14 protein-coding genes and 1 pseudogene are annotated in these 16485 nt (G+C 74.6%); 6 read left to right on the top strand and 9 right to left on the bottom strand.

Annotated elements, in window-relative coordinates; all coding sequences use genetic code 11:
- Positions 1-407: pseudogene (locus FRZ03_RS31570) on the top strand (hypothetical protein); the annotation flags it as partial.
- A gap of 14 nt (positions 408-421) precedes the next feature.
- On the opposite strand, the gene FRZ03_RS31565 reads toward FRZ03_RS31570, so the two are convergent.
- The 5 genes from FRZ03_RS31565 to FRZ03_RS31545 all read right to left on the bottom strand — a co-directional run bounded on the left by FRZ03_RS31565 (position 422) and on the right by FRZ03_RS31545 (position 6434).
- Complete coding sequence (locus FRZ03_RS31565) at positions 422-1957, bottom strand: phytoene desaturase family protein (RefSeq protein ID WP_186785725.1); 1536 nt, start codon at positions 1955-1957, stop codon at positions 422-424.
- A 63-nt stretch (positions 1958-2020) separates the two neighbouring features.
- Positions 2021-2623, bottom strand: coding sequence for a DUF4126 domain-containing protein (locus tag FRZ03_RS31560; RefSeq protein ID WP_146468504.1), 603 nt, complete (start codon positions 2621-2623; stop codon positions 2021-2023).
- A gap of 295 nt (positions 2624-2918) precedes the next feature.
- Complete coding sequence (locus tag FRZ03_RS31555; RefSeq protein WP_146468503.1) at positions 2919-3548, bottom strand: TetR/AcrR family transcriptional regulator; 630 nt, start codon at positions 3546-3548, stop codon at positions 2919-2921.
- 47 nt (positions 3549-3595) lie between these two features.
- The gene (locus tag FRZ03_RS31550) at positions 3596-5680 is read right to left on the bottom strand and encodes a YhgE/Pip domain-containing protein (protein ID WP_146468502.1); all 2085 of its coding nucleotides are present in this window, start codon (positions 5678-5680) and stop codon (positions 3596-3598) included.
- On the bottom strand, positions 5667-6434 hold the full coding sequence (locus FRZ03_RS31545) for an ATP-binding cassette domain-containing protein (RefSeq protein ID WP_146468501.1): 768 nt from the start codon (positions 6432-6434) through the stop codon (positions 5667-5669). The genes FRZ03_RS31550 and FRZ03_RS31545 overlap by 14 nt, the downstream gene beginning before the upstream one ends.
- Before the next feature lie 167 nt (positions 6435-6601).
- On the opposite strand from FRZ03_RS31545, the gene FRZ03_RS31540 reads away from it, so the two are divergent.
- The 3 genes from FRZ03_RS31540 to FRZ03_RS31530 all read left to right on the top strand — a co-directional run bounded on the left by FRZ03_RS31540 (position 6602) and on the right by FRZ03_RS31530 (position 8872).
- Positions 6602-7237 (top strand): SAV_6107 family HEPN domain-containing protein, encoded by a 636-nt coding sequence (locus FRZ03_RS31540; RefSeq protein WP_146468500.1) that lies wholly within the window; start codon positions 6602-6604, stop codon positions 7235-7237.
- Between the two features lie 133 nt (positions 7238-7370).
- Entirely contained in the window at positions 7371-8198 is an 828-nt protein-coding gene (locus FRZ03_RS31535; RefSeq protein ID WP_186785724.1) for a class I SAM-dependent methyltransferase, read from the top strand.
- Positions 8199-8485: 287 nt separating this feature from the next.
- Positions 8486-8872 carry a DUF3040 domain-containing protein gene (locus FRZ03_RS31530; protein WP_146468499.1) on the top strand — a complete coding sequence of 129 codons (387 nt, stop codon included), beginning with the start codon at positions 8486-8488 and terminating at the stop codon, positions 8870-8872.
- Between the two features lie 245 nt (positions 8873-9117).
- On the opposite strand, the gene FRZ03_RS31525 is transcribed toward FRZ03_RS31530, so the two are convergent.
- From FRZ03_RS31525 to FRZ03_RS31510, 4 genes are all read right to left on the bottom strand, one after another.
- A complete protein-coding gene (locus FRZ03_RS31525; RefSeq protein WP_146468498.1) occupies positions 9118-11487 on the bottom strand; it encodes a transglutaminase TgpA family protein in 2370 nt (789 codons plus the stop codon).
- Complete coding sequence (locus tag FRZ03_RS31520) at positions 11484-12842, bottom strand: DUF58 domain-containing protein (protein ID WP_146468497.1); 1359 nt, start codon at positions 12840-12842, stop codon at positions 11484-11486. The genes FRZ03_RS31525 and FRZ03_RS31520 overlap by 4 nt, the downstream gene beginning before the upstream one ends.
- Positions 12842-13870, bottom strand: coding sequence for an AAA family ATPase (locus FRZ03_RS31515; protein WP_146468496.1), 1029 nt, complete (start codon positions 13868-13870; stop codon positions 12842-12844). The genes FRZ03_RS31520 and FRZ03_RS31515 overlap by 1 nt, the downstream gene beginning before the upstream one ends.
- A 243-nt stretch (positions 13871-14113) precedes the next feature.
- Entirely contained in the window at positions 14114-14662 is a 549-nt protein-coding gene (locus FRZ03_RS31510; protein WP_146468495.1) for a beta-class carbonic anhydrase, read from the bottom strand.
- Between the two features lie 416 nt (positions 14663-15078).
- Between FRZ03_RS31510 and rsmH the strand changes: the two genes are divergently transcribed.
- The gene (rsmH, locus tag FRZ03_RS31505) at positions 15079-16035 is read left to right on the top strand and encodes a 16S rRNA (cytosine(1402)-N(4))-methyltransferase RsmH (RefSeq protein ID WP_146468494.1); all 957 of its coding nucleotides are present in this window, start codon (positions 15079-15081) and stop codon (positions 16033-16035) included.
- Between the two features lie 42 nt (positions 16036-16077).
- A partial coding sequence (gene ftsL / locus FRZ03_RS31500) for a cell division protein FtsL (protein ID WP_186785722.1) occupies positions 16078-16485 on the top strand: 408 nt, incomplete at its 3' end.

Genomic DNA, 16485 nt, shown 5'->3' with positions numbered 1-16485 from the left:
CCGACGACACCGGCAACTACGGCGTCTACGGCGACACGGCCACCCACGCCGCCCCCCAGCAGGGACAGGAGGCCTACGACTACTCCGGGTACGCACAGCAGGGGTACGGCTACGACGCCGCCCCCCAGCAGGGCTACGCCAACTACTCGGACCCCTACGTCGGCAGCCAGTCCTACGGCGGCGCGGGCTACGACCCCGGCTACGCCCAGCAGCAGTACGGCCAGCAGGGCTACGCCCAGGACCCGTACGCCGCCGGCTACGGCGAGACCCCGCCCGGCGGGGTGTGGGTCCCGCAGCAGCGCACCGACGAGGGCCACGGCGGCGAACTCCCGCCGGAGCAGCCGTACCCGTACCAGGGGCACGGCCGGCAGCCGGACGCCGGATACGACGAGCAGTACCGCTACTGAGGCTCAGGCACCGCTCACTGCGAGCCCCGGAAGTCCGGGCCCTCCACGATCAGACCCGCCACCAGCGCGCCGGACATCCCCGCGTGCGGCAGCCCGCCGCCCGGGTGGGACCAGCCGCCGACGCCGAACAGGCCCGGTACCGCCGTGCCGTTGGCCGGGTGCAGCACCCCCTGCGGCGCGGCCAGCGCGGGCGGCGGCACCGCGCCGCCGGTGGCGCCCGTCTCCCGCGCGGTGTCCAGGGGGGTGCGCACCTCCCGCCACAGCGTCCGCTCCCGCAGGCCGGGCACCGCGCGCTCGGCGGCGGTGATCATGCGCTCGGCGAACGCGTCGGCGACACCGGGCGCCCCCCAGTCGTACCGCGTCGCCGCCGGTACCGTCGCCGTCAGCACCATCGACTCGTGGGCGTCGTCCGGGCGCAGCGCCGCGTCGTCCGGCCGGTCGATCCGGACCGTCGGCAGCTTCGGCGGGGTGCCGTGCCGGAACAGGTCCAGCTCGCCCTCGGCGTCGGGCGAGTGCACCACCGTGCGGTGCGCGGCGCCGGGTTCGCGGGCCCCGCGCAGCGCCAGGCACACCACCATCCGCCCGGGGAACCGGTCCTCGGGCCGCGGCTCGACGGTCCCGGCGCCGTACGGCGTCCCCTCGACCAGGCCGCCCAGCCGCCAGGGTCCGGCGCCGACCACGAAGTCCGCCTCCGCCACCGTCGCTCCCGCGGAACCGGAGGCCCCGGACGCGCCGCCACCCAGCTCGACGCCGGTGACCCGGCCGTCCTCGGTCAGGACCCGGGTGATCTCGGCACCGAAGACAAATTCCACCCGCCGGGCCAGGCAGCGTTCGTACACCGCGCGCGCCAACTCCCGTATCCCGCCGCGCACGTACCAGGTGCCGAAGGCGTGCTCCATGTACGGCAGCACGGCCGCGCTCGCCGGTGCCGAGGCGGGATCGACGCCGTGGGCCAGCGCGTACCCCGCGAGCAGCGCGGCCAGCCGGGGATCGCGCAGCTCCCAGGCGCCGATCTCGGCCAGGGTGGACGCCCGGCGGGTGCGCAGCAGGCGCTTGTGCGGGACGGCCGGATACGGCTCCTTGTCCGTCAGCACCCGCCAGTCGGACCACAGGGGCTCCTCCAGCAGCGGCCGGCGGGTGCGGTCCCAGGCCTCGCGGGCCCGTACCAGGAAGTCGCCCCAGCGGGCGCCCGCGCCGCCGCCCAGCGCCTCGTCCAGCGCCGCGACGACGCCCGCGCGCGAGGCGTTGGGCAGCGCGACCTCGGTGCCGTCGGCGAAGACATGCCGCGCGGAGGGGTCGACCTGGACCAGCTCGACGCGGTCCTCCAGCGGCTCCTTGCCGGTCTTGACGAACAGGTCGCGGTAGACGGCGGGCAGCGTCAGCAGCCCCGGGCCGGTGTCGAAGCCGAAGCCGTCCCGCTCCAGCCGGCGCACCGCACCGCCGTAGGTGTCCGTGCGCTCGTACACCACCACCCGGTGGCCCGCGACGGCCAGCCGGGCGGCGGCCGCCATCGCGCCCATACCGGCGCCCATCACCGCGATCCGTGCCATGCCTGCGACTTTAGCGACCGCCACCGACAGCCCGCGCCGCGGGCCGCGCGGTCCCGGCAGGGCTCAGAACGGGCGCGGAGCCGGTCCGCGCGTCTCCCGGCGGCGGGCGCGACGGCGCAGGAAGCGCCGGATGCGGGAGACCAGGAAACACAGCGCGAGCAGCCCGGCGGCCAGCAGCAGGGCCGCGACGACCGCCGCCGCCCACGGGTGGAACAGCGCGAAGGAGACCAGCCCGGCGACGCCCAGGTCCTCGCCGACGCTCAGCGCGATGTTGCTGAACGGCTCCGGCGAGGCGTTGACCGCCATCCGTGTGCCCGCCTTGACCGAGTGGCTGGCCAGCGCCGTCGCGCCGCCGACCGCCGCGGCCGCCACGTCCGAGAGGGAGCCGCTGTGCCCGGCGAGCAGCGCGCCCACCCAGGCGCCCGCGGCCGGCCGGACGACCGTGTGCACCGAGTCCCACACCGAGTCGACGTACGGGATCTTGTCGGCGGCCGCCTCGCACAGGAACAGCACGCCCGCGATGATCAGCACCTCGGGGCGCTGCAACGCCTGGGGCACCTCGTCGCTCACCCCGGTCACGCCGAACAGGCCGAGCAGCAGCACCACCGCGTAGGCGTTGACGCCGCTGGCCCAGCCGCTGGTGAAGACGAGGGGAAGCACGGACACGCAGGCGATCGTAGCCATGCCGTGCCCCACCCGTCCTGGGCATGCGCACGCAGACGTGAGTATCCGTACCTAGGCCCCCGGATGAGTAGCCGCACGGATGGGCCGCGCCCGGTGCGGACGAGACAGTGGAGGCACGGCAAGGGGGCGCGGCCCGGCACCGCCGGCACGGGGCGGCGGAACGGCGCCCGCCGCCTGGCCGTACCAGGGGGAGCGGGGGAAGTACGGGGGAGCACGGGGGAACGCCGAAGGCGCCGGTCCGGCAGTGGACCGGCGCCTTCCGCGTGTCGCCGCCGGGTCAGACCCGTCCGCTGACCCGGCCCTGGAGCAGCCGGGACAGCGCCGCGTGCACATCGTCCAGGGAGCGCTCGGGCTGGAAGGACTTCCAGTCCAGCGCGGCCACCAGCACCATGCCCACCAGCGCGGCCGCCGTCAGCTGGACGTCGATCTCGTCGCTGAACTCGCCCGCCGCCACGCCCTCGCGCAGCACCCCCTCGACCACCGCGACGGCCTCCCGGCGCACCACCATCAGCGTGGACTGCCAGGCCCGGTTGGTGCGCCACAGCTCGGCCACGTAGAGCTGGGTGAAGGCGGGGTAGCGGTCGATGAACACCAACCCGGCGCGGACCATCGCGTCCAGCGCGTCCACCTTGGTGCCGCCCCGGCGCGCGGTCTGCTCCGCGGCCTCCTTCAGGGAGGCGGTGAGCAGGCCGACCCCGTGCCGCAGCAGCTCCTCGAAGAGGACCGACTTGCTCGCGAAGTTGTAGTAGACCGTGCCCTTGGCCACTCCCGCCCGCTCGGCGATCTCGTCCACCGTGGTCGCGGAGAAGCCCTGCTCGGCGATGAGCGTGACGGCCGCCTCGTAGAGCTTCTGGCGGGTGGCCTCCCGGCGCGTACTGCCGCCGGACCTGGCGCTGCTGCTTTCCATGGCACCGATTCTCACAGGTCCGAGACCCTGCCGGGCCCGCCCGCGGGTCACAGGCTCAGCTCCGGGTGCAGCCGGTCCAGGGTCCACACCTGCCGGCGCCGGGCCGCGAGCGCGGTCAGCGCGAGGGCGCCCGCGGTGAACGCGACCAGCACCGCGCACGCCTGCCACACCGGTCCGAGTCCCCCGCCCGTGATCAGCCGGCGCAGCGCCGCCACGATGTAACTCATCGGCAGGTACGGGTGGATGGCGTTGAAGAAGCCCGGGCTGGTCTGCACCGGGTAGGTGCCGCCCGCCGACGTCAGCTGGAGCATCAGCAGGGCGAGGACCAGGATCCGGCCGGCCGCGCCGAAGCGGGCGTTGAGCCACTGCACGATCGCCGCGAAGCACGCGGTGACCAGGAACAGGAAGCCGATCGTGCCGGCCGCCCGCAGCATCCGCAGCCCGATCGCCCAGTGCAGTACGGCCATCAGCGCGCCCACCTGGAGGACGCCGACGGCGACCACCGGCAGCCAGCCCGCGAACGCGATCCGCCAGGCCGGCGAACCGGCCGCCAGGGCACGCCGGTTGAGCGGCGGGATCAGCATGTAGGCCACCATCGCGCCCACCCACAGGGACAGCGGGATGAAGTAAGGGGCGAACCCGGTGCCGTAGTTGGGCGCCTTGTGCAGATCGTGGGAGGCCAGCTGGACCGGGTCGGCCATCACGCCGGTGCGCTCGTCGCGGTCGTGCTTGTCGTAGTCGGGGATCTTCTTGGCGCCGTCGTGCAGTCCGCCGGCGAGCCGGTCGGAACCGTCCGCCAGCTTGTACAGCCCGCCGCTGAGGCTCTGGGCGCCGGTCTCGGCGGTGCCGATGCCCTTGTCGAGGGTGGTCGCACCGGTCCGGGCGGTGCCGATCCCGGTGTGCAGCTTCTTGGCGCCGGCGGCGACCTTCCGCGCGCCGTCGTTCAGCTCGTTGATCTTCTTGACCGCGTCGCCGACGTCCTCGGAGAGGTGGGGTGCGGTCTTCTGGAGGGCGCGGGCCTGCTTCCGGAGGGTGCCCAGGTCGGCCCGCATGGCGGTCAGGTCGCCGTGCTGGTCGGCGATCAGGGTGTTGAGGTCGTCGGCGACACCGGCCACGTCCTCGGCGGCCTGCTCGGCCTTCTTCAGCTGGGGGCAGAAGGGGTCGGGGACGGTGGCGGTCTCGCAGCGCGCCTTGTGGAGGCCGGCCAGGACGGCGGCGGACGCATGGGCGTCCTTCGCGGCCCGGGGCGCGTGCGCCACCAGGACGTCGAGGTTGTCCTGGACGGTTTTCGCCGAGTCGGCGACCAGTCCGGCGGTGTCGCCGATGGTCTTCTCGTTGTCCTTGAGGAACGGACCGGCCTCGGCGTAGACACCGTTGACCTTGTCGGCGAGCGCCTGGGTGCCGTCGGCGACCTGGCGCGAGCCGGTCTGCAGGTCACCGGCGCCCTTGTCCAGCTTCTTCAGGCCCTTGGCCAGCTTGTCGCTGCCGCTCTTGGCGTCGCCGAGCCCGTCGGCGAGGTCCTTGGAGCCTTTTTCCGCCTTCCCCAGGCCGGAGTTGAGCTTGTCGGCGCCCTCGGCGGCCGTGACGGTCTTGTCGTGGATGCCGGAGAAGGAGATGAAGATCTTGTCCAGGAAGCTCCGCGAGGCCTTGGTCGAGGCGGCGGTGCGCACCTCGTTGAAGACGGTGCGGGAGATCTGCCCGACGATGTAGTTGTTGGCGTCGTTGGTGCGCACCTGGAGGGCGCCGGTCTCCGGGGAGTCGCCGGAACTGGAGGCGACGCGCTCGCTGAAGTCGGTCGGCATGGTCAGCGACAGGTAGTACGTGCCGTTCTCGACGCCCTCGCGGGCCTCGGCGTCGCTCACCTGGTGCCAGTCGAAGCTCCGGCTGTCGCGCAGCCCGGCGACGATGTCGTCGCCCGCGGTGATCTTCTTGCCGCCCGCCGTGGCGCCCTTGTCGTCGTTGACCAGGGCCACCGGGATGCGGTCCAGGCGGCCGTACGGGTCCCAGAAGGACCACAGGTACAGGGCGCCGTAGAGCAGCGGGAGCACGAGCAGGGCGACGAGGGCGGCGCGGGGCAGCCTCCCCCGTCCGAAGCGCCGCAGTTCGAGGGCGGCCAGCCTAGGCGAGCGCATCGGCGTCCTCCTTGGGGCCGCCCGGCTTCCCGGCCTCCTCGTGGGGGCGTTCGGCGTCCTGGCCGGCGCCGTGGTCCGTGCGGACGGTGACGCAGCCCTGCGGGGCGGTGCGGCACACCGCGAGGACCGTCGTCCCGGCGCGCGTGAGGGAGCGCAACATCTCCCACACCTCGGCGCGTTCGGCGTCCGACAGCTTCATGTCGAGGTCGTCCACGCCCAGCAGCCGGGGCCGGCCGACGAGGGCCAGCGCGACGGACAGGCGCACCTCCTGCACCCGCTCCAGGTCGCGCACGGCCGTCCGGGAGCCCTTGGGCAGCGACTCCAGGTCGAGCCCGGCGGCGGCGAGCGCCGCGTCCACCCGCAACCGCGCCTCGTGCGAGCGCCCGGCCCGGGGGTGCAGCGCCTCGCGCAGGGAGTCGCCGAACCGGCGCTGGAGCAGGGCCCGTTCGCGCAGGTGCTCGCCGACGGTCAGGGCCGGCTCCAGGTCCGTCACCCCGGCCACGTTGGCCGGTGCGCTGACGCGGCGCACGGCCGCCATGTGCCGGGGGAGTTTGGCACCGGCGACGGTGGCCACTCCCTCGGTGGGCTTCATCCGCCCGGTGAGCGCGAGCAGCAGACATGTCCGGCCGGAGCCGGACGGTCCCTCGATCGCGATCAGCGAGCCGGGCTCCGCGTCCAGGGTGATGCCGCGAAAGGCCCACCCCCGTGGTCCCTTCAGCCCGAGGCCCTCGGCCGTGACGTGCGCGCCGTCCACAAGCCCCCCTGTGTGACGTGGTTTCGATTTGCACTGACTGGTCAGTACAAAACTATGCCCCAACTCCGCCCAGGGCAAAAGACCAGGTCGGAACGGATTGTCAGTGGCATACCTCACGATGGGCACATACGGCACCCGTGCCGTCACCAGACGACAGGAGGTTCGTCATGGCCCACTCGTCCGCAGCCGCCGCCCGTCGGCGCCGCGCCCTTGGCCCTGCCCCCTCACTGACCGGCCCGGCGAGCGATGTGCACCCCGTCCTGCGCCAGGCCGCGGCCCCGCCCGCCGCCCTCGACCTGCTCGCCCGGGCCCGCGCCGCCCTGGCCGAGGCCGCCGCCCTGGACGCGCCGAACGAGCGCTATGCGACGGCCCACCTCGCCGCCCTGCGCACCGCCGCCGCCGTGCTCGCCGCCCGCGGCCGCGCCGAGACCTCCCCGCGCCGCCGGGCCCGGATCCGCAGCGCCTGGGAGGTGCTGCCCGAGATCGCCCCCGAACTGACCGAGTGGAGCGCCCTGTTCGCCTCCGGCGCCGACCGCCGCGCCCGCGCCGAGGCCGGCATCCGCAACGCCGCGAGCCGGCGGGACGCCGACGACCTGATACGGGACGCGGGGATGTTCCTACGCCTCGTGGAGCGGATGCTCGCCCTCCAGCCGGTCCTGCCCCGGCCCCGCCAGGAACCCGGCGACGGGGACGGCCCGCGCGGGCGCGGCGGCCTCCCGGGCGGCGGGCGCAGTGGTCTCCCGGGGAGCGGGAGCGGCGGCCCGCGGGGCACCGGGCGTGGTGACCTTCCGGACGCGGGCTGACCACGGGCGGTGCGCCCCGCGTCCGCCGTGCGAGACGGACACGGCCGCGGCCCCCGCGATGACCAGGCGGAGCGCCGGAGGCAATAGGGTGGAGAGGCCTGAAGCCGTCCAGCCTGCCGAGGAGCCAACTGCCGTGTCGGATCCGATGCGCCCGCCCGTCTCCCCTGACCGCCCGCGTACGGCGTCGCTGCGCTCCGACCCCTCCCGGTCCCGCGCCTCGCTGCGCACCGCGGTGGTCTCGGAGGTGCTCCAGGACGCCCTCGACCGGCGGGTCAAGGCCACGGGACGGGACGCGCTGGACGTCCTGGACACCGGCGGCGGCAGCGGCAACTTCGCGGTGCCCCTCGCCCGCCTCGGCCACCGCGTCACCGTGGTCGACCCCAGCCCCAACGCGCTGTTCGCGCTGGAGCGCCGCGCCGCCGAGGCCGGCGTCGCCGACCGGGTCAAGGGCGTCCAGGGCGACGCGCACGGCCTGTTCGACGTGGTCGAGCGCGGCGGCTACGACGCCGTGCTGTGCCACGGTGTCCTCGAGTACGTGGACGACCCGGCCGAGAGCGTGCGCAACGCGGTCGCCGCGCTGCGCTCCGAAGGCGTCGTCAGCCTGCTGGCCGCGGGACTCGGCGGCGCCGTGTTCGCCCGCGCCCTCGCCGGCCACTTCACCGAGGCCCGGCAGGCCCTGACCGACCCCGACGGCCGCTGGGGCGCGGGCGACCCGATGCCGCGCCGCTTCACCGCCGACCAGCTGACCAGGCTGGCCGAGGGGGCGGGCCTGAGGGTCGGCGCGGTGCACGGCGTGCGCGTCTTCGCCGACCTCGTGCCCGGCGTCCTGGTGGACACCGAGCCCGCCGCCCTGGACGCGCTGCTGAGGCTGGAGGCCGCGGCGGCCGAGCTGCCCGCGTTCCACTCCGTCGCCACCCAGCTGCACGTGCTGGGCGAGACGCCGGGCGCGGCCGAGCTCTGAGCCCGGTACCCGGTGAGCGCCCGACCCGCCGCTGATCAGGGCGTCGGCGGCGGATGGAGTACACCACAAGACCCCCGATCGTGGGGTTTGCGCCGTATGATCGAGGTACACCACCCGGCATGACGGGTCGGCCACCGGGGAATGGAAGCATCGTCGAGCCGGGACGGCCAGGACGGAATCCGGTTGGTCAATTGGCGTAGAGGGGCGGGTTTCACGGGGGCGATTCCCTGCCTATCCTGAAGGGACCCCCCGGGTCGCCCCGGCGACCGCACGATGAGGAGGACTCCGTGCCGCTCTCGGAGCACGAGCAGCGCATGCTCGAGCAGATGGAGCGAGCGCTGTACGCCGAAGATCCCAAGTTCGCGTCGGCGCTTGAGGGAAGCGGGCTGCGCATGTACACCCGGCGGCGGGTCTATCAGGCGGTCGCCGGCTTCCTCGTGGGTATCGCGCTCCTCATGGCCGGAATGGTCGCCCAGCTGATCTGGGTCAGCGTCGTCGGTTTCCTCGTCATGCTCGGCTGCGCCGTACTCGCCGTCACGGGCTGGCGCAAGGCGCCGAAGCCGGGGGAGCACCCGACGGGCGCCGTGCGGCGCCCGGTGCGTGCCAAGCGCTCGATGATGGACCGCATCGAGGAGCGCTGGCAGCGGCGACGAGACGAACAGCAGGGCCGTTAGGCCCCGCGCGCTCGACAGGACTCTCCCCGAGGGGGGTGACCACAGTGGTCACCCCCCTCGGGCGTTGCACCGCCGTCTCGGCCAGGGACGCGTCGTGACCGGTGGCGCGCGGCGGGGGAGCCCGGAGGTGTGTCGTGCCCGGCGCTGCGGCGGGGGAGCCCCAGGGGGCGACGTGCCCGGACGTGCGGTCGGAGGGCCGGGGCGGCGGCCGGCCCTGCGGGCGGCGCCACCCCGGGGCACCCCGGTCAGCGATCCGCCGCCCGCCCCACCACGGGCCGCATCCCGGCCGCCCTGGCCCGCAACGCGGACCAGCGTGCCGACACCGCCCACAGCACCCGGACCGCCGAGCGCGGCAGCAGGCGGGCCAGCAAGCGGGCACCCCGGCCGGCCGTGGCGTGGAGGGCCCCCGTCGCCTGGCGGACGTCCTCGGCCACGCCCCCGGCCGGCCGCGGCCGAGGGGCGTACAGGACCTGTTCGACCGCGTCCGCGACGCGGTGCACCGCCGCCGCGGCCGGCCGGTCGAGGCGGCCGAGGCGGACGAGCCGCTCGGCCGCGCCGCGCGGGGTCAGCGAGTCGTCCGGCGGGATGCCCAGGTCCCAGGCGCTGTCCGTCAGCTCCTGCCAGGCGGCCAGCGTGTGCGCCGCCGCCCCCTGGGCGCCGCGCCCGTGCCCGCCGAGCCGTAGCGAACGCGTCCGGGCCCGCCACAGCAGCGGCGAGAGCGGGACCACCAGCACCGCCGACACGGCCAGGGCGACCAGCACGAACCACCACGGGCCGGGGCCGCTGCCGCCGCCCGCCGGGAGTGCCGCCGCCGACGGGGCGTCGCAGTTGTCCGGCCGGCCCGCGCACTTCCCGCCGGCCGAGGGGGCCGCCGAGGGTGCCGCGGAGCCGTGCCGGGACGGCAGGGACTGGTCCGGCTGGGAGGTGCCGGGCGTGACCGACTGGGTGTACGACGGCACCACGCCCCGGGACGGGGTCGGCTCGAAGCGGGTCCAGCCCACGCCCTGGAAGTACAGCTCGGGCCAGGCGTGCGCGTCCTTCAGGCTCACCGCCACCGAGCCGTCGGCCTGCGCGGTGCCGGGCGCGAAGCCCACCGCCACCCGGGCCGGGATGCCGAGGGTGCGGGCCATCGCCGCCATCGCGAAGGAGAAGTGGACGCAGAAACCCTGCTTCTTCTTCAGGAAGTTCGCTATGGCGTCCGGACCGCTGCCGGCCGCCACCTGGGTGTTGTACTGGAACCCCCCGTCGGCGGAGAACCAGTCCTGGAGCCGGACGGCCTCCTCGTAGTGGTCGGCGGCGCCCGCCGTGACCTCACGAGCGGTCCGCGCCACCACCTTGGGCAGCGTGGACGGCACCCGGGTGAACTCGCGGCGCAGCGCCCGCGGCGGCTCCGGCGCGGACGCCAGCTGCCCCGCCGTGGGCCGCACGTCCAGGCTGGTCACCTGGTACGTCTTGCCGCGCGTGGTCTGGCCGTGGTCGCCGACCAGCGTCATGCCGGCCGGCTCGTAGCGCCAGCTGCCGCCGATCCGCACCCCGCTCGGCGGATAGGGCATCGGCAGCCAGTCCTGGGCGTACCAGTCGGCCGCCCGGACGGTGGTCCGCACGGTGTCCCGCCGGATGTCCGGGCCCAGCCCGGCCGGCGTCGGGAACGTGTCGGGCACGTCGACGACGTGCCGCTGGGACGGTTTCCAGGTGGTGCCGTCGAAGTCGTCCAGGGAGACGATCCGCAGATACAGGTCGGAGATGTCGGTGCTGGTGGTGCGCAGGGACAGCACCGTGCGGTCGTCGCTGGTGTTCAGGCTGTCGCGGAGCGAGACGAGCGGGTTGACGGCGGAGATCGTGCCCCCGCGGCCGGAGCCCGCGCCCACGCCGGTGCCGGTCTTGTCCAGCAGGCCGCCCTGCATGGCGGGCAGCACGAGCGGCACCAGCAGCGCCACGCCGAGGGCGACCGCGCCGATCCGGCGGCCGGTGCGCACCGGGGCCACGGCGCCGCCCCGGCCGCCGTCGGCCGGGCGGGACCCGCTGCCGAAGACGCGGCCCCACTGGGCGAGCCGGTCCCGGCCCTCGGCGAGCAGCAGCATCAGATAGCCGCCCGCCGCCACCAGGAACCACAGCCAGTCGGCGCTGCCCTGGGAGAGACCCGCCGCCACCGAGTACAGCGCGAGCAGCGGCAGCCCGGCCGGGGCGGCGCTGCGGTAGGTCACCGCGAGCGCGTCCACCAGCAGTCCGATCAGCAGCGCTCCGCCGATCAGCATCAGCCGGATGCCGTCGGTGAGCGGGGCCGGTATCGCGTACTGGCCGACGTCCTGAGAGCCCTGCCGCAGCAGCTCGGTGAAGTACCGGAAGGTGTCCGGTCCGGGGACCAGCCCGGCGAGCGCGTGTCCGCGGGCGAAGACCAGGGTGAGCAGCAGCAGGGTGACCACGGCCTGTGCCGCCACCGTCAGCGGCCGGGCGAGCGGCACCCGCCGGGCCGCCGCGCCCACCCCGGTCTGCACGACCACCAGCGGGATCAGCTCCAGCAGCCAGGACGGCCCGTTCACCAGCGGCAGCAACGCGCACGAGGCCATCAGCGTGGCCGCGGCCGCGCACAGGGACAACCGCGCCCGCCCGCTCATCCCCGCGCCTTTTCCGCCGTGGCCGCCAGGCCCGCGCGTTCCCGGTCCGCCTGGTGCCACAGTTCGTCCAGCGCGGCGCCGCGGGGGACGTCCAGGACGGTCCAGCCCGCCTCGCGCAGCAGTCTCAGCCGCGCGGCGTGCGGGTCGCCCGGGGGCGGTGCCGCGGTGGGTTCGCGGGTCCAGGTGCCCGGGGCGAGGACGAAGGCGACGGCGCCGCCGCGCCGGTTCGTCCGGGCGACCGTGGCGGCCTGTTCCTCGTCGAGGTCGCCGAGGAAGGCGATCAGCAGGCCCTCGCCGCCGTCGCGCAGCGCGTCGCAGGCCCGGGACAGGTCCTCGCCGTCGGAGTGGTCGATCACCGCGAGGGTGTCCAGCATCAGCCCGGCCGCGTCCGCCGCCTCCTGGCCGCCGCCCGAGAAGCCGTCGGCGCTCTCGCCGGGCACCGCGCTGCCGGTGTCCGTCAGCAGCCGCACCGAGAAGCCGCGTTCCAGCATGTGCACCAGCACCGAGGCGACGCCGGCGACGGCCCATTCGAAGGCCGAGTCGGGGCCCGCGCCCTCGTAGGCGCCGCCCCGGGTGTCCAGCAGCACGGTGCAGCGGGCCCGGCGGGGCTGCTCCTCACGGCGCACCATCAGCTCGCCGTAGCGCGCGGTGGACCGCCAGTGCACCCGGCGCAGATCGTCCCCGTAGCGGTAGCCGCGCGGGATCACGTCGTCCTCGCCCGCCAGCGCGAGCGCGCGCCGGCGCCCCTCGCCGTACCCGCCGGCCTCGCCGCCGAACCGGCCCGGGGTCAGCGGGGTCACCCGCGGGATGACGGTCAGGGTGTCGAACGCCGAGAAGGAACGGGTGAGTTCGCACATCCCGAAGGGATCGGTGAGCCGCAGCTGGAGCGGACCCAGCGGATAGCGGCCGCGCAGGTCCGAGCGGACCCGGTAGGACACCTCACGGCGGCCACCCGGCTCCACCCGGTCCAGCACGAACCGGGGCCGCGGCCCGAGCACATAGGGCACCCGGTCCTGGAGCATCAGCAGCCCGGTGGGCAGCCGGGAGACGTTCTCCATCCGCAGATGGACCCGGGCCTCGCCGCCGGCCGGGACCCGCGCGGGGGTGAGCCGCCGGGTGCCGGAGACCCGGTAGCGGGTGCGGTACAGCACGGTCGCGCAGATCAGCGGCAGCGCGGCCAGCAGCAGTCCGACCCGCAGCAGATCGCTCTGGCCCAGCACGTACGCGCAGACCGCGGCGGCGATCCCGGCCGCGAGGAAGGAACGGCCGCGGGTGGTCAGACCGGTCAGGGCGGTGCGGACCCCGCCCGTCTCCCCGTGCTCGGCCGCCGCCCGCTCCGTCCCCCCGGCGCTCATCACAGGCCCCGCGGGGGCTGCTGGGGATAGGCCGGGACGCCGTCGAGACCGTCGCGCCGGCCCGGGGCCGTGGGCACCGGGGTGTGCTGGAGGATCTCCTGCACCACCTGCTCCGCGCCCCGGCGGTTGAGCTGGGCCTGGGCGGTGGGCAGCAGCCGGTGTGCGAGGACGGCCACGGCGAGTTCCCGGACGTCGTCGGGCAGGGCGTACTCCCGGCCCGCGAGCGCGGCGGACGCCTTCGCGGCGCGCAGCAGATGCAGCGTGGCGCGCGGCGAGGCGCCGAGTCTGAGGTCGGGGTGGGCGCGGGTGGCGGCGACCAGTTCCACCGCGTACCGGCGCACCGGTTCGGCGACGTGCACCCCGCGCACCGCCTCGATCAGCTTCACGATCTCGTGCGCGTGCGCCACCGGCTGGAGGTCCTCCAGGGGGCTGACGCCGCCGTGCACGTCCAGCATCCGCAGCTCGGCGTCCACGCTCGGGTAGCCGACGGAGACGCGGGCCATGAAGCGGTCGCGCTGGGCCTCGGGCAGCGGGTAGGTGCCCTCCATCTCGACCGGGTTCTGCGTGGCCACCACCATGAACGGGCTGGGCAGTTCGTAGCTCTGCCCGTCGATGGTGACCTGGCGCTCCTCCATGGACTCCAGCAGCGCCGACTGGGTCTTGGGCGAGGCGCGGTTGATCTCGTCGCCGATCACGATCTGGGCGAAGACCGCGCCGGGCTTGAACTCGAAGTCCCGGCGCTGCTGGTCCCAGATGGAGACGCCGGTGATGTCCGAGGGCAGCAGGTCCGGCGTGAACTGGATGCGCCGCACCGAGCAGTCGATGGACCGCGCCAGCGCCTTGGCGAGCATCGTCTTGCCCACGCCCGGGACGTCCTCGATGAGCAGATGCCCCTCGGCGAGCAGCACGGTCAGGGCGAGCCGTACGACCTCGGGCTTCCCCTCGATCACGCCCTCCACCGAACCGCGCACCCGCTCCACCGTGGCGCTCAGCTCACTGAGGTTCGCACGATCGTCATAGGTCGTCACCCGGCCCTCCTCGGCCCGTTCTGCCAGGGCCGGCCCGCTCACGCGTGGCCGGCCCGCCCCGGAACACGGGACACCACGCGGGAACGTTCCGCGTGATGCCTCACCCCGCATTCTTGCCGCCGTTACCGATTCGTGTCACTCGCCTGTGGACGACTGCCCGCACGATGTCGGTCGTACGGGGTTTTCGCCCACGTTTTCGAGTGATGTCGGCACGGCACGCGGCCGGGCGGGCCGGGGCCGCCGTCAGGCCGGGTCGACCTCGCGCAGCAGACCGGTGCGCACGTCGAAGACGAAGCCGCGCACGTCGTCGGTGTGCAGCAGGAACGGCGAGGTGCGCACCCGCCGCATCGACTGCCGCACGTCCTGGTCGACGTCCCGGAAGGCCTCCACCGCCCACGCCGGGCGCTGGCCGACCTCCATCTCCAGGTCGTGCCGGAAGTCCTCGGTGATGGTCTCCATGCCACAGCCGGTGTGGTGGATGAGCACGACGCTGCGGGTGCCCAGGGCCCGCTGGCTGACGGTCAGCGAGCGGATCACGTCGTCGGTGACCACACCGCCCGCGTTGCGGATGGTGTGGCAGTCGCCCAGCTGGAGACCGAGCGCGGCGTGCAGGTCGAGGCGGGCGTCCATGCAGGCCACGACCGCGACCTTGAGGACGGGGCGGGCGTCCATGCCGGGGTCGGTGAACTCGGCGGCGTACCGTCGGTTGGAGTCGACCAGGCGGTCCGTCACGGTGCCCTCACCGGTTATGGCGCCTTCGGATCCAGTGGAAGCTGCTGCGGAAGTCGTCATACTCATGACGTTACTGGTCACCCCCGGGCCGGGCCCGCTGTGAGAGCGGACAAAGAACGTCATCGCGGCTTGTTGTGAGCTACCCCATAGGGGCGGCAAACGGGGTCCGGGCGGGTGAATTAGTTCGAAAGGCGGCGCCCGTGGCGGGTCGCTGCGCGACGCGCAGGCCGGTTGATTGACCGCGAGACACCGTGGACTAAAGTGACGCGAAGCGGGAGGCGTGGCTCTTCCCGCTGGTGACAACCCCGGAGACCCGGCACCCGCCCGGACCGTCTCCCCGCGTGCGCGGCGCGTACGTACGGCTCGGCCTCCTCCGCTCCCGGTCGGCAGACGCTTCCGGCGCCGGCCGCCTCCCCCTTCACGAGCCGGCGGGGGCCCGCGGTGCGCACGGCGCCTCGCCGGAATGAGAGGCCCCCTTGAGCGAGAGTCGACACGTCCCGGTGATGCTCCAGCGGTGCCTGGACCTGCTGGCACCCGCCCTGGAGCGCCCGGGAGCGGTGGTCGTCGACTGCACCCTGGGCCTCAGCGGCCACAGCGAGGCGCTGCTGGCCCGCTTCCCCGAGGCCCGGCTGATCGGCCTCGACCGCGACAAGGAGGCGCTGCGCCTGTCCGGGGAGCGCCTCGCGCCCTTCGGCGAGCGGGCTACCCTGGTGCACGCGGTCTACGACGAGCTGCCCGACGTCCTCGGCCGCCTCGGCGTCCCGCGCGTCCAGGGCGTGCTGTTCGACCTCGGCGTCTCCTCCATGCAGCTGGACGAGGCCGACCGCGGCTTCGCCTACGCCCAGGACGCGCCGCTCGACATGCGCATGGACCAGACGACCGGCATCAGCGCCGCCGAGGTCCTCAACACCTACCCGGCCGGCGAACTGGTGCGCGTCCTGCGCGCGTACGGCGAGGAGAAGCAGGCCAAGCGGATCGTCTCGGCGATCGTGCGCGAGCGCGAGAAGGAGCCGTTCCGCAACAGCGCCCGGCTCGTGGAGCTGATCCGCGACGCGCTGCCGCAGGCCGCGAAGCGCACCGGCGGCAACCCGGCCAAGCGCACCTTCCAGGCGCTGCGCATCGAGGTCAACGGGGAGCTGTCCGTCCTGGAGCGGGCGATCCCGGCCGCCGTGAAGGCGCTCGGGGTCGGCGGGCGGATCGCCGTGCTGTCGTACCACTCGCTGGAGGACCGGCTGGTCAAGCAGGTCTTCGCGGCCGGAGCGGCGAACACCGCGCCGCCCGGGCTGCCGGTGGTGCCCGAGCGCTACCAGCCGCGGCTCAAGCTGCTCACCCGTGGTGCCGAACTTCCCACCGAGGAAGAGATCGCCGAGAACCGCCGGGCCGCCCCCGCCAGGCTGCGGGGCGCCGAGCGCATCAGGGAGGACGCCGAGTGAGCCGGACGGGTGCGTTGGTTCCCCGGACCCGCTGGGGGAGCGGTGCCTAGGAAACCCGAACTGAGGGGGAGGGCCGCCCGGCTCGCCCGGCTCTTCCCGGCCGGGCGGGCCCGGGCGGCCCGCACCCCGTTCGTGCTCCTCGTCGTGCTGCTCCTCGGCGGCGGCCTCATCGGGCTGCTGGTGCTGAACTCCGCGCTGAGCGAGGGCTCCTTCAAACTGGCCGACCTCCAGAAGCGGACCAAGAACCTCACCGACGAGGAACAGGCCCTGCAACGGGACATCGACGCGTACTCGTCCCCCGACGCCCTCCAGCGCCGGGCCCGGGAACTCGGCATGGTCCCCGGCGGCGACCCGGCCTTCCTCGCCCCCGACGGCACGGTCAAGGGCGTCCCCGGCGCCGCCGTCCCCGAGTCGGCCGCCCTCTCCGGCCCGCCCGCGCCGGAGTCCCTC

The organism is Streptomyces misionensis, assembly GCF_007896895.1.
Classification (GTDB): domain Bacteria; phylum Actinomycetota; class Actinomycetes; order Streptomycetales; family Streptomycetaceae; genus Streptomyces; species Streptomyces misionensis_A.
The sequence above is the reverse complement of the archived record's forward strand: the minus strand, read 5'-3'. Positions and strand labels throughout refer to the sequence as shown.

Bases quoted from the DNA above. Each gene is read 5' to 3' on its own strand.
- FRZ03_RS31565 (WP_186785725.1), bottom strand. From the start codon at position 1,957: ATGGCACGGATCGCGGTGATGGGCGCCGGTATGGGCGCGATGGCGGCC.
- FRZ03_RS31555 (WP_146468503.1), bottom strand. From the start codon at position 3,548: ATGGAAAGCAGCAGCGCCAGGTCCGGCGGCAGTACGCGCCGGGAGGCC.
- FRZ03_RS31550 (WP_146468502.1), bottom strand. From the start codon at position 5,680: ATGCGCTCGCCTAGGCTGGCCGCCCTCGAACTGCGGCGCTTCGGACGG.
- FRZ03_RS31540 (WP_146468500.1), top strand. From the start codon at position 6,602: ATGGCCCACTCGTCCGCAGCCGCCGCCCGTCGGCGCCGCGCCCTTGGC.
- FRZ03_RS31525 (WP_146468498.1), bottom strand. From the start codon at position 11,487: ATGAGCGGGCGGGCGCGGTTGTCCCTGTGCGCGGCCGCGGCCACGCTG.
- FRZ03_RS31520 (WP_146468497.1), bottom strand. From the start codon at position 12,842: ATGAGCGCCGGGGGGACGGAGCGGGCGGCGGCCGAGCACGGGGAGACG.
- FRZ03_RS31510 (WP_146468495.1), bottom strand. From the start codon at position 14,662: ATGACGACTTCCGCAGCAGCTTCCACTGGATCCGAAGGCGCCATAACC.